The organism is Bacillus paramycoides (genome assembly GCF_038971285.1).
Lineage (GTDB): Bacteria > Bacillota > Bacilli > Bacillales > Bacillaceae_G > Bacillus_A.
In genome coordinates this window covers 1,469,006-1,480,624 of record NZ_CP152427.1, presented here as the reverse complement: position 1 = coordinate 1,480,624, position 11,619 = coordinate 1,469,006, and the positions used below count along the sequence as shown (strand labels likewise).

Genomic DNA, 11,619 nt, shown 5'->3' with positions numbered 1-11,619 from the left:
CTCATTTTCTTAACTTGCGGTAATCTAAATCCCCTCGCTCTAATGCGTGCATTAACATTTCAGCACTTGCCATATTCGTTGCAAGTGGAATCGCATATACATCACATAAACGAAGCAATGCATTCACATCCGGTTCATGCGGCTGTGCTGTTAATGGATCGCGGAAGAAAATTACCATGTCTAAATCATTTTTTGCAATCATTGCACCAATTTCTTGATCGCCGCCAAGAGGACCAGATTGATATCTCGTTACAACCAAACCGGTCGCTTCCATGATACGAAGTCCTGTCGTTCCTGTTGCAAATAATTCATGTTTTTCAAAAATTGGTTTATATGCGTATGCAAACGAAACCATGTCATTTTTCTTTTTGTCATGTGCGATTAAGGCAATTTTCATCCGTTGTCTCCCCTTTAGTCGATAATATTTTCTAAACCGTACACAAGATGATCTAGATTTATTACTGTCTCAATTGATAGTTTTACACCAGACATAAATGATGCACGATTGAATGAATCATGGCGAACCGTTAACATTTGTCCGTCCCCACCAAACATTACTTCTTGGTGTGCAATAAGTCCTGGTAAACGTACACTATGAATGTGAATGCCGTCTACATTTGCACCACGAGCACCTTCTAGTTGCTCTACTTCATTCGGATGACCTTGCTGCTTTGATTCACGATTTTGACGAATTAATTCTACTGTTTTTACCGCTGTACCAGATGGTGCATCTAATTTTTGATCATGATGCAATTCAATTACTTCAACATCTTGGAAGTACTTCGCTGCCATTTGTGAGAATTTCATCATAAGAACTGCACCAATGGCAAAGTTTGGAGCGATAATTGTTCCTACTGCTTTTTCTTTCGCATTCTCTGTTAATTGCTTTAGTTCTTCTTCTGTAAATCCAGTTGTACCAATAACAGAACGAAGTCCACGCTCAACTGCTAATGTAACGTGTTGTTTCCCAACTTCTGGCGTTGTTAAATCTAACAACACATCAGCTTCTACTTCCTCTAAACAAGTATGTAAATCTGCGTAAACAGGTGCATCTAGCGCTGGCATGCCCGGTAAATCAGAGATTTTCTCTCCACCATGCTTATAATCCACTGCTGCTACTAAATTAAAATGTTCTGTTCTTTCCATAAGAAGAACTGCTTCATGTCCCATACGACCTCTTGGTCCAGCGATAATTACTTTAATTTCTTTCATCATTCTTTCTCTCCCTCATCAATACGTGTCCAGCGATCTTTATCACGAGTATTAAATTTATTCATTACAATGTTATGTGCTGTTTCTAAATCAATATTTAAACTATTTGCCATACAAATCATAACAAATAATACATCTCCAAGCTCTTCTTCAATACTACGTTCTGTTTCAGTTGTTTTCTTCGGCTTCTCACCATAATAATGATTAATCTCTCTTGCAAGCTCCCCCATTTCTTCCGTTAAACGAGCCATCATTGCAAGTGGACTAAAATAACCTTCTTTAAACTGACCAATATATGCATCTACTTCTTTCTGCATATCCTTCATCGTTTTCGCTTCCATACAACTCACCTCTAATCCTTCCTCTTTCATGTTAGCCAATTCATCGCGATTTGACAAATATTATTCCCCGCCAAACACCTATTTGCGACCTTTTTTGGATAGACTATAATAAAGTGAAACTTCTTTTGCATGCTTTTCGCAAAAGATTAGTTGAACCAATCGGGTTCCTACGGCTGGTTCGCCCTGCTTCCGTGCTTTATCTCCTACCAGCCGTTGGAACGGGGTAAAGTGAAACTTCTTTTGCATGCTTTTCGCAAAAGATTAGTTGAACCAATCGGGTTCCTACGGCTGGTTCGCCCTGCTTCCGTGCTTTATCTCCTACCAGCCGTTGGAACGGGGTAAAGTGAAACTTCTTTTGCATGCTTTTCGCAAAAGATTAGTTGAACCAATCGGGTTCCTACGGCTGGTTCGCCCTGCTTCCGTGCTTTATCTCCTACCAGCCGTTGGAACGGGGTAAAGTGAAACTTCTTTTGCATGCTTTTCGCAAAAGATTAGCCTAAACCAATCATTTTTTATAGCCTTCACTATTTTCAGTAGCAACTAGAAATTACTTATCATTATGTTTTACCGTTTCAGCGGAGCAATGCCATTTACATAATTAGGGGGATTTCTATATGACATCAAATTTGAAGATTCGAAATATCATTTTCATTTTAATCGGTTCCGCTATTTTTTCTTTCGGTATTGTAAATATCAATATTGAAAATCACCTTGCAGAAGGTGGATTTACCGGTATTACACTATTATTGTATTTTCTATTTAAGTTTGATCCTTCTTATTCAAACTTAATTTTAAATATTCCTATATTTTTTATTGGTTGGAAGTTACTTGGAAGAACGACATTTATCTATACACTAATCGGCACCTTTAGCGTATCTTTATTTCTATGGATTTTTCAACGTTACGAAGTTCTCAACTTACATTTAAACTTACAAAACGATATGACACTCGCAGCTTTATTCGCAGGGGCATTTATTGGTATCGGTCTTGGCATAATATTTAAATATGGCGGGACTACTGGCGGTGTAGATATTATCGCGAGACTCGCTCATAAATATGTTGGCTGGAGTATGGGGAAAACGATGTTTATGTTTGATGCTATCGTCATTATCGTCTCTATTCTTACATATTTATCATACCGCGAAGGCATGTATACGTTAGTTGCTGTTTTTATCGGGGCGAAAGTCATTGATTTTATGCAAGAAGGAGCCTATGCGGCGAAAGGGGCAACGATTATCTCAGATAAAAATGATGAAATTGCTGCCAAAATTTTATCTGAGATGGAACGCGGAGCTACTTTTTTAAAAGCTGTTGGATCGTATACAAAAGTGGAACGGAACGTATTATATTGCGTTGTTGCTAAAAATGAAATCGTGAAATTAAAAAACATTATTACTTCTGTAGATCCTCACGCCTTTGTTGCTGTAAGTGACGTACACGATGTAGTTGGTGAAGGTTTTACATTAGATGAAAATAAAAATCCGTTACATACATAAACGCAACTAGAAAAGCTCTTTAGCTTTTCTAGTTTTTTATTACATATTTTTCAAGGTTATCTAGATCCTCATAAATAAGCTCCAATAAACTCCGATTATAAAAAATGGAAGCAGGATGAAAAGTCGGAAAGATATGATATTCTTGCTCTGACCATGTAAACGCTGCACTTTGCATATCCTTTAATTTTTGAATGGGCTGTTTTAATAATTGTCCGTGCACATCTGTTATTTTTTTATTTTTTCCTGTTAAACGTTGAAGACCGATATTTCCAAGGGTGACGATAAGCTTCGGATTTATTTTCTCTAATTCATAATCTAACAAAGGCGCATGGGCAAGTATTTCTCCTTGATTTGGTGTTCTATTATATTTTTTCTGTATGATTTCACCATTTCGTTCTTTTTTCTCTCGCCACTTATAAGGTCTACTTCGGACAGCGCTCGTAATATATACTTCTTCCCTTGTAACCTGAATACGTTCTAAAAACCCCATTAATTGTTTTCCCGCTCTCCCGCTAAACGGAATTCCATTATGAATTTCTGTTTCACCAGGCGCTTCTCCTAACAACATAAATTTTGGATTTTCAGGACCTTGTCCACTTAAAAAGCCTTCTAGCTGATAAGGAGCACTACGTTCTTTCACTTGTTTTACTAAATGACTTGGATATTTCATTTGCCCCACCACCTTTCCACATTACTTCTATTATTGCTACTTGCCATATATTATATAATTCAATTCATAAAACAAAAAGACTATCAAAATTGATAGTCTTTAGTCATCGCTACGCTGCATACCAGTATAAATCAATACGAGACGTAATAATTCAAATACCGCTACAGCTGCAGCTGCTACATATGTTAATGCTGCCGCATTTAATACTTTACGAGCTTGCCCATATTCATCTGTTGATACAATACCTAACGCTTCAATTTGATGCATCGCACGCTTTGATGCATCAAACTCAACTGGTAATGTAACAAGTTGGAACACAACACCTGCTGCCATTAAAATGATACCTAAAAATATCATGTTAGCCATCGATGCAAAAATACCGATCATAATAAATATCCAAGAAATATTCGATCCAAAGTTCGCAACTGGCACTAACGAATGACGAATACGCATAAAGTTATAATCTTTTGCATCTTGAATTGCGTGTCCTACTTCGTGTGCTGCAACTGCTGTACCAGCAACTGAATGACCGTAATAGTTATCTGTTGATAATCGAACTGTTTTGGCAGTTGGATCATAATGGTCTGATAAATGACCTGGTGTTTCTTCTACAGCTACGTTGTATAACCCATTTTCATCTAAGATTTTCCGAGCCACTTCTGCTCCTGTCATACCTGATGTTGAATAAACTTGTGAATACTTGCTATAGGCACTACGTACTTTTGACTGTGCATACAACGGTATGATCAAAATGATCGCGAAGTAAATTAAATAAAACATCATGAACCTCCATTGAAGTTTTAATTATAGTACTTCTCATTCTATTTTCTTCTGCCACCATTGTCAATGAATAAACCTTACAATCCGAATCTTTATTTATTACATTATCTATTCTTAGAATGTACATTACTTTTTCTTTTTTCTCTCTCTCCTTTATACTTTCTCCATCCAACATAAGTTAATGTGAATAAAATAAGACCTCCAGTAATTGTCATAAACCAAATGAGAGAGGGTGCAATTTCATCTTTTTTTACTGTGTGAAATATTTTTTGCAAATCCCCTTTAATGATTCCTAATTGCATTTGCCCACCTTTCGTTTTTAACATAACGTTACGAAATTCATCCAAATAAGATAAATGGGCATTTACACGTTGCACTTCGTTTTCTGGCAGGGCGATCATTAAGCTTGGATAAATAATGTTAAATTCATGTAAGAATGTGTTTAACGTTTGTTGAAACTGTCCCGTATCTTCTTTTGACATCGCTTTTTCCATTTGAGAAAAGGCACCCATCACTTTTCCTTCTCTTTCCATCCAAAGTGGCTGATACTTTGATACTTGTGCATCAACAGCGAGCTGCAGGGCTAACACGTTATCCATTTTAACTTGTTTACTTAAAGCTTCTTCCGCAAGAGATTGTTTCGCCTTATCGTAAGCTAACGAAATAACTCTAACTTGATCTGGCGTTACTTCTTGCTTCTTTTCATTCCCCTTTATAACAAACTGCTCCGAGAAATGTTGTAATACTTGCACTGCTTTTTCATCTTCATTACGCTTCACTAATTGTAAGGAGTCATCTAACAACCCTGTTAGTTCACTCCACTCTTCAGCATATATACGTAACGGAAACATTATAATTAGAAATGCTATGAATCCAATTAATGTTCTCTTCATCACGGTCCCCCCTATAACTACTAGTACAAAATATGTTAATTGGGACAAGAATAGAACAGAACTGGACCGAAAAATATATTATCGTTTTACAAACAAAAAAATTCTCTTTAAACAGAGAATTTTTCCTTTGAAATCTTTTTCTTTTTTACGAAATATCTATACAAACTGAAACAAATTATGCTGCCGCATAAAATAAATAATAAAATAACACACGCAGCATGCATAAAGAATTCTTCTGGTAACATTAATATAATCGGATCTGTTTCAATATCAAACATCCAATAATCATTGCTGAATAAAAGCTTATGGAACAATACAAAACTCTTTTCAAAATTAATAGCGATCGGTAACATAAGCGCGATTGGAAAGATAATTGTTAAAATCGATCCGTGTAGTAAAAACTTTTCATTTTTCTTTTTTAATAAATAAATGCCGCCTGCTATTGCAATCATAATTGTCACATACATCACATATTGAATCTTTACTAAAATATTTTTAACATCTACAAAATGAATACGGCCATTTGTAGACATATCTAATGTTGGCAACTGTAATGCTCCATCATAAAACGGAGATAAATATGTGATCAGCACATCATAATTCCTTTTAATATCAGCCTTTGTCATATCCGCTAAATCTGGGATATTTAAAAAATCAATTTCAAAATAATATAGCCATTTTCCGTATACCACCGCCGTTGTTGCGAGTGCAAATATAGAAAATGCTATGCTATATGAAACAACTATCGTAATCAATCGATCCAATATTTTTGTACCACTCTTATTTTTCTTCATTTTTTCCCCCTACATGTTCTAACGATTATAAAGAAAACTGTTTTCGGTTCTCACGTAAGCAATAATAATATGTAATACAAAGCACAGCAATACTTAGCCAGAACGTAAAATAACCAATTTCTCCTACAAACAAATGCATAATTCCATATCTCGGCATTTGCCAAAATAAATAATCAATTGCATCATTATGTAATGTCCATATAGCGGCTACCGCAAAATGCCATTTTTTTATTCGATAAAACGGTGCATATAGCACTGCTTGTACTGCCATCGCAAAATGCGAAAGCATTAACATATACCCGATAAGGCCAATAGGACCTTTTACATAGATCATAATTGCATTTACAACAACAGCCCATATACCATATTTTATTAAAGTAACAATCGCTAGCGCCTCTATTAATCCCCAATTTCTCTTTATTAAAAAAGCGATTAAGACAAAGACAAAAAAGAGACTCGCCATAGGGCTATCGGGTACAAACGGCCAAAATAGAGGTGAAGTTTCTTTTAATTGATTTCCATACCATATAAATCCGTATATTGTACCTAATATGTTAACAATTAATAAAAATAATAACACGGAGCGTTGTCTTAACATTGCATACAAGTAAATCAAGCTGTATGTCCAACACCTTTCAAACAAAGTCTTTCTTTCCTCAAACTCTACTCTATTATATAGTAAACTTTCTTTCATCAAAATAAAAAGCTGACTACAATTTTTTGTAGTCAGCTTTTTATTATTTTTTATTATACTTTGCAACGAATTCCGAAAGCTTCTTCAGTTCCTCATCTGTACCTTTAAATACCCCTTTAGGCATTGAACCTTTTCCATCTTTCGCAATTTTAGCAATTTCTTCTGGCTTTAAAGTTAAGTTTTGCAGTGCCGGTGCTGCTGCCCCGCCTTGTAAATTGTCACCGTGACATGTTAAACAAGTATTTTTTTGCATTAATTTATAGCCATCATCATTTTTATCAACTGGTGCTGTTTTTACAATTGCTCCTTGTTTTTTTGCAGCTTCCCAGTCGTGGTGTGCTACAGATTCCCAAGTTAAAAAGATAATCGATGCAATTGCTAAAAGCATAAATCCAGTTGCTACAGGACGCTTCAATGGGCGCCTTTCTGGGCCTCGATCAAGAAATGGCGCTAACAGTAATGCACCAAACGCAATCCCTGGCATAATAAACGCTCCAATTACAGTAAATGAACCAGAAGCATAAGAATACTTTAATAACTGATACAAGAATAAGAAATACCAATCTGGAAGTGGTATATATCCGGCATCAGTTGGATCCGCCATTCTTTCAAGCGGTGACGGATGCGCCACTGTTAAACATAAATAACCGATTAAAAAAACTGCACCAACCATCCATTCTTTTAACAAGAAGTTTGGCCAAAATGCTTCTGTTTTCCCTGGGTATTCAGAATAGTCTTTTGGAATATTTGGTTTCCGAGCTACCGGTACCCGAGAATCTCCTACAAACTTCATTCCTTTGCCGCGATGCATAATCTCCCTCCTTTAGTTCTTTCCTCTTTAATTTAGCAATCTCTTATAGCGGACCGGAAATACCTTGTTTGCGAATCATGATGAAGTGGAAGGCCATTAAACCTAGAAGTGCTGCTGGTAAGAAGAAGACGTGAATAGCAAAGAAGCGAGTTAATGTTTGAGCGCCAACAATTTCGGAATGACCAGCGAGTAATGTTTTAATGTAAGGACCAATGAGCGGCGTTTGCTCTGCAATTTGAATCCCTACTTTCGTAGCAAATAACGCTTTCATATCCCACGGTAATAAATATCCGGTAAAACCAAGACCTAACATAACAAAGAAAATAAGAACACCAACAATCCAGTTTAGCTCACGAGGCTTTTTATACGCACCCTGGAAGAAAACTCTAAGTGTATGTAAAAACATCATTACAATTACAAGACTAGCACCCCAGTGGTGCATACCACGAACAATTTGCCCGTATGCAACTTCATTTTGTAAATAATAAACCGATTCCCAAGCATTTTTAATATCAGGCACATAGTACATCGTCAAAAACATTCCAGATAAGATTTGAATTACAGTAACGAAAAATGTAAGTCCTCCAAAGCAATAAACGAATGCAGAAAAGTGATGTGCCGGGTTTACATGTTCAGGTACTTCATGATCAGCGATATCACGCCATATTGGTGTAATATCTAACCTTTCATCTACCCAATCATAAATTTTATTTAGCATCTACTTTGCACCCCCTCTTGGCTTCGCTTTTCCTAAATACAGCGTTCCATCTTTCACTTTAGATTCGTATACATCAAGCGGAGCAAGGGGCGGCGTACCTTTAATGTTCATCCCATCTTTTGTGTAACGGCCCCCATGACATGGACAAAAGAATTGATTCGGATGTGCTTTGTCCGAATTCCAGTTAACTGTACACCCTAAATGTTTACATACTGGAGAGAACGCAACAATGTCTCCGCTTTCATCTTTATGAACCCACGCTGATTTTGGCTCTTCAGACTTGTACCAACCATCAACCTGCTTCACCTTAAAGTCGAAACGTTTTGGCTCTGTTGTAATATCCTTTACTTGTGCAACAGCAACCATATCCGTTCCCGCTTCTTTTCTTAACACCGGATCAAGCGCAAATCGCGTCATCGGCATTAAAATACCCGCTGCCATAAAGCCTCCTACCCCTGTAAGGGTGTAATTTAAAAACTGTCTTCTTGACACACGATGTTCTTTCTCGCTCACGAAAATTTCCCCCCTCTATCAGAAATTGTCCCCTCGTGATAAATTATATAAAAAATAAAAACTAGGACACTATCATGATATAATACGCTCATGCACAGGTCAATATCATACTACTCATAATAATAAGAACTTTCTGTTTATTACTACTTTCCCCATTTTCCTTCCAACATCACCATTATATTTTTTATATGTGCATGAATAACTTCTCTTTTCGCTTGATCACTAAATTGTTCTAACGCTAATGAAGGAAACCAAAATAAATCTCCCTGCAATTCTTGCATATCTTCTTTCCATGAAAAATCACTTGTAACATAAGCAATATGTTTAAAACCTTGCTCTTGTAAATGATTCGTCCATTCTTGCAAACGACCTTTTTCATTTTTTTGACTCTCTACTAAATACGTAAATGCAGGTAGTAAGAGCACTCTTCCTTTATATTCTCTTTCCAGCTCCATACTCAGCAATTCGATAAATTCACCTTGTTCTACTACCATTTTCATTTCTTTTGCTGCTGAAATTGATAAAAGTGGTATAACACCTGTATCTACATACTCTCTTGCTTGCTCAAACTGTTCTACATCTTTTACAATCCATTTCAAATTACTTCCCTCCTTCTTCTAAAAATGACAGAACTTTCACTTTATATATATTAAACCATACTAAAAGAGGTAAAAAAAGAAAAACTACCTATATTAAGGTAGTTTTTCTTAAAAAGCCTGAAATTTGTAAAATTTTATGAACCCAAATGAATTCTATAACATCTTTAACTCCGCTGTTAACTTATGAAACGCTTCCTTATCTTGCTTATCCAGCGCTTCATCAATTTGCTTCAAAAGACGTTCTCTTCTAAAAGAAAATACACTTTCTTCTAAAAATCTTTCTGCAAGTAAACGATCTTTTTCATTTACTTCAATATGCTTTGGTAAATACGGGTTTTCTTCTAATACAGCCACATAGTTGGCATTTTGAAACGATGATTTAAAATTGAGTTGAATATAAATATCCTCATCTCGATTTAAACGAATATCATGAAACGATTTTTCAGCATCTGTTGTCATAACATTTTGTTTAAAAAAGTGAAACGGTGTATCTTTTACACAATTCGCGGACATCACTAAGCCACGCGGACAATATTTTGCATGCTCTACGAAGTGGACTTTATGCATCAATTGGTCGTGACTCATTAAATAATTCAAAATCCATACACATTCACGCTGTTTCAGTTGGTAATTATTCAAAAACCATTTTACAAAATCCTTCTTCTCGTTTACAGAAACAGGGGTATTCATAGCAATTAAGTCCCTCCTCTGTCTTTCTCTTTTCTTTTTAGATTCAAGAAGCGGCATTCAGTTTCCTTCCAACTTATGAAAAATCCTCTAAATTATATAACAATTCTTCAATATGAATTTGTGTCGGGTCTAGTTGTATTAACTGAGTAAATACTTCTTTCGCCTCTTTTCGCATACCTTCTTCCAATAAGAAATAACCGTACTCTTCCAAGAAGTCTGGATGATTCTTAAAAGAAGTATATGCACTTTCATAGTGCTTTAATGCATCCGAATACATTTCTAATTGTTTTTTTGCAAATGCAAGATCCCAAAGTAGTTGTGTATCTGGTTCTCCGCTATCAATTGCACGCTCTACAACAGCAATTAGCTCTTCATACTTTTCTTGTTCCTTTAAGATGTACGCATATTTTAATGTTGCACCTAAATGTCCTGGATCTAACTCAAGCGCTTTTTGAAGTACTTCCTCTGCTTCCGCTATTTTTCCTAATTTCGCCGCAATGTTTGCTAATTCTACATAAAATGGTACAGAAAGCTCATCTACTTTAATTCCTTCATGAAGTGTTTCATAGCTTTCTTGAAGCATTCCTTCTTTTTCATAGCTTTTCGCTAAATACATGTAAAGCGATGCATACTCAGGATCTAATTCTTTTAGCTCTTGCCAAGCACCAATTGCTCGTTGATATTCTTCACCTTGGTATAACGTAAAGGCATATCCAAATAATGAGTGAATATCTTTTTGTTCCTCTAAACCTGCTTCATAATAAGAAATCGCTTCTTCCCAATTTCCAATCGCACTTAACGTTTCTCCAAGGCGAAGTGCAATGACAACACCACCCATTACTTTATGTTCTGCTAATAGCGACTCATAATGAGCGATTGCCTTTTGTTCTTCCCCTTTACTACTATATAATTCTGCTAATCCAAACGTAATAACGGGCTCGTCAGGCATCATTTCTTTCGCCTTTAATAGTTTTTGTTCTGCTACATCATCGAAACCTTGCATTTGGAATAAATCCGCAACAAGTAATAACGATTGAACATATAAATCATCATTTTCCGGAATATCATGAAGTACTTCAATCGCTTCATCTTCTTTGTCTAGATCAATATATAATTCTGCTAAAAACACAGTGAATTCACTTTCTTCCGGATACAATAAACGCAAGTCTTCTGTAATAGATAACGCTTCATCCGTAAATCCAAGTGTATGATAATAGCGAGCGATATCATACTTCTCTTCATCATTCGCAATTTTTAATTGTTCTTTTAATAGTTGTAATCCTTTTTCCGCTTCACCATTTTCAATATATGAAACAGCTTGTTCAAACTTTTGCATAAACGTCTCCTTTAGTTCTAAGAAATATTCTTTTCTATTCATTTCCTCCGATTGGTACGGGCTAATAATGAG

Annotated in this window: 15 protein-coding genes; 1 reads left to right on the top strand and 14 read right to left on the bottom strand. The window is 35.9% G+C overall.

Annotated features, from left to right (window positions below):
• Position 1 precedes the first annotated feature (1 nt).
• The 3 genes from mgsA to AAG068_RS07715 are packed head-to-tail and all read right to left on the bottom strand — an operon-like array spanning position 2 to position 1,553.
• On the bottom strand, positions 2-397 hold the full coding sequence (gene mgsA, locus AAG068_RS07725; protein WP_098250439.1) for a methylglyoxal synthase: 396 nt from the start codon (positions 395-397) through the stop codon (positions 2-4).
• Between the two features lie 14 nt (positions 398-411).
• Entirely contained in the window at positions 412-1,212 is an 801-nt protein-coding gene (dapB, locus tag AAG068_RS07720) for a dihydrodipicolinate reductase (RefSeq protein WP_342719722.1), read from the bottom strand.
• Positions 1,212-1,553: a nucleotide pyrophosphohydrolase gene (locus AAG068_RS07715; RefSeq protein ID WP_342719721.1), complete on the bottom strand. Its 342-nt coding sequence runs from the start codon at positions 1,551-1,553 to the stop codon at positions 1,212-1,214. Before AAG068_RS07715 ends, dapB begins: the two co-directional genes overlap by 1 nt.
• 614 nt (positions 1,554-2,167) lie before the next feature.
• Here AAG068_RS07715 and AAG068_RS07710 point away from each other — a divergent pair.
• Complete coding sequence (locus AAG068_RS07710) at positions 2,168-3,049, top strand: YitT family protein (RefSeq protein WP_000203305.1); 882 nt, start codon at positions 2,168-2,170, stop codon at positions 3,047-3,049.
• A 28-nt stretch (positions 3,050-3,077) separates the two neighbouring features.
• Here the strand turns inward: AAG068_RS07710 and AAG068_RS07705 are convergent, their stop codons facing one another.
• From AAG068_RS07705 to AAG068_RS07655, 11 genes are all read right to left on the bottom strand, one after another.
• Positions 3,078-3,719, bottom strand: coding sequence for a uracil-DNA glycosylase (locus tag AAG068_RS07705; RefSeq protein WP_342718790.1), 642 nt, complete (start codon positions 3,717-3,719; stop codon positions 3,078-3,080).
• 99 nt (positions 3,720-3,818) lie between these two features.
• The gene (locus AAG068_RS07700; RefSeq protein WP_142385788.1) at positions 3,819-4,499 is read right to left on the bottom strand and encodes a zinc metallopeptidase; all 681 of its coding nucleotides are present in this window, start codon (positions 4,497-4,499) and stop codon (positions 3,819-3,821) included.
• A 104-nt stretch (positions 4,500-4,603) separates the two neighbouring features.
• Positions 4,604-5,392 (bottom strand): sporulation protein YpjB, encoded by a 789-nt coding sequence (ypjB, locus tag AAG068_RS07695; protein ID WP_342718789.1) that lies wholly within the window; start codon positions 5,390-5,392, stop codon positions 4,604-4,606.
• A 107-nt stretch (positions 5,393-5,499) separates the two neighbouring features.
• Entirely contained in the window at positions 5,500-6,186 is a 687-nt protein-coding gene (locus AAG068_RS07690) for a TIGR01906 family membrane protein (protein ID WP_342718788.1), read from the bottom strand.
• Between the two features lie 25 nt (positions 6,187-6,211).
• The gene (locus AAG068_RS07685; protein WP_342718787.1) at positions 6,212-6,802 is read right to left on the bottom strand and encodes a DUF1405 domain-containing protein; all 591 of its coding nucleotides are present in this window, start codon (positions 6,800-6,802) and stop codon (positions 6,212-6,214) included.
• A 121-nt stretch (positions 6,803-6,923) separates the two neighbouring features.
• Positions 6,924-7,691, bottom strand: a complete 768-nt coding sequence (qcrC, locus tag AAG068_RS07680) for a menaquinol-cytochrome c reductase cytochrome b/c subunit (protein ID WP_000554601.1) — start codon at positions 7,689-7,691, stop codon at positions 6,924-6,926.
• Between the two features lie 43 nt (positions 7,692-7,734).
• The gene (gene qcrB / locus AAG068_RS07675) at positions 7,735-8,409 is read right to left on the bottom strand and encodes a menaquinol-cytochrome c reductase cytochrome b subunit (RefSeq protein ID WP_000932700.1); all 675 of its coding nucleotides are present in this window, start codon (positions 8,407-8,409) and stop codon (positions 7,735-7,737) included.
• A complete protein-coding gene (gene qcrA / locus AAG068_RS07670; protein ID WP_001290420.1) occupies positions 8,410-8,922 on the bottom strand; it encodes a menaquinol-cytochrome c reductase iron-sulfur subunit in 513 nt (170 codons plus the stop codon). It abuts the gene before it with no gap.
• A 143-nt stretch (positions 8,923-9,065) separates the two neighbouring features.
• Positions 9,066-9,521, bottom strand: coding sequence for a YpiF family protein (locus AAG068_RS07665; protein WP_242251120.1), 456 nt, complete (start codon positions 9,519-9,521; stop codon positions 9,066-9,068).
• Between the two features lie 153 nt (positions 9,522-9,674).
• The gene (locus tag AAG068_RS07660) at positions 9,675-10,211 is read right to left on the bottom strand and encodes a ReoY family proteolytic degradation factor (protein WP_001095922.1); all 537 of its coding nucleotides are present in this window, start codon (positions 10,209-10,211) and stop codon (positions 9,675-9,677) included.
• Between the two features lie 73 nt (positions 10,212-10,284).
• The gene (locus AAG068_RS07655) at positions 10,285-11,547 is read right to left on the bottom strand and encodes a tetratricopeptide repeat protein (RefSeq protein ID WP_342719720.1); all 1,263 of its coding nucleotides are present in this window, start codon (positions 11,545-11,547) and stop codon (positions 10,285-10,287) included.
• Positions 11,548-11,619 lie beyond the last annotated feature (72 nt).

Bases quoted from the DNA above. Each gene is read 5' to 3' on its own strand.
- qcrB (WP_000932700.1), bottom strand. From the start codon at position 8,409: ATGCTAAATAAAATTTATGATTGGGTAGATGAAAGGTTAGATATTACA.
- AAG068_RS07710 (WP_000203305.1), top strand. From the start codon at position 2,168: ATGACATCAAATTTGAAGATTCGAAATATCATTTTCATTTTAATCGGT.
- dapB (WP_342719722.1), bottom strand. From the start codon at position 1,212: ATGAAAGAAATTAAAGTAATTATCGCTGGACCAAGAGGTCGTATGGGA.
- AAG068_RS07700 (WP_142385788.1), bottom strand. From the start codon at position 4,499: ATGTTTTATTTAATTTACTTCGCGATCATTTTGATCATACCGTTGTAT.
- qcrC (WP_000554601.1), bottom strand. From the start codon at position 7,691: ATGCATCGCGGCAAAGGAATGAAGTTTGTAGGAGATTCTCGGGTACCG.
- AAG068_RS07705 (WP_342718790.1), bottom strand. From the start codon at position 3,719: ATGAAATATCCAAGTCATTTAGTAAAACAAGTGAAAGAACGTAGTGCT.
- AAG068_RS07655 (WP_342719720.1), bottom strand. From the start codon at position 11,547: ATGCAAAAGTTTGAACAAGCTGTTTCATATATTGAAAATGGTGAAGCG.
- AAG068_RS07660 (WP_001095922.1), bottom strand. From the start codon at position 10,211: ATGAATACCCCTGTTTCTGTAAACGAGAAGAAGGATTTTGTAAAATGG.
- ypjB (WP_342718789.1), bottom strand. From the start codon at position 5,392: ATGAAGAGAACATTAATTGGATTCATAGCATTTCTAATTATAATGTTT.
- AAG068_RS07715 (WP_342719721.1), bottom strand. From the start codon at position 1,553: ATGGAAGCGAAAACGATGAAGGATATGCAGAAAGAAGTAGATGCATAT.
- mgsA (WP_098250439.1), bottom strand. From the start codon at position 397: ATGAAAATTGCCTTAATCGCACATGACAAAAAGAAAAATGACATGGTT.
- AAG068_RS07690 (WP_342718788.1), bottom strand. From the start codon at position 6,186: ATGAAGAAAAATAAGAGTGGTACAAAAATATTGGATCGATTGATTACG.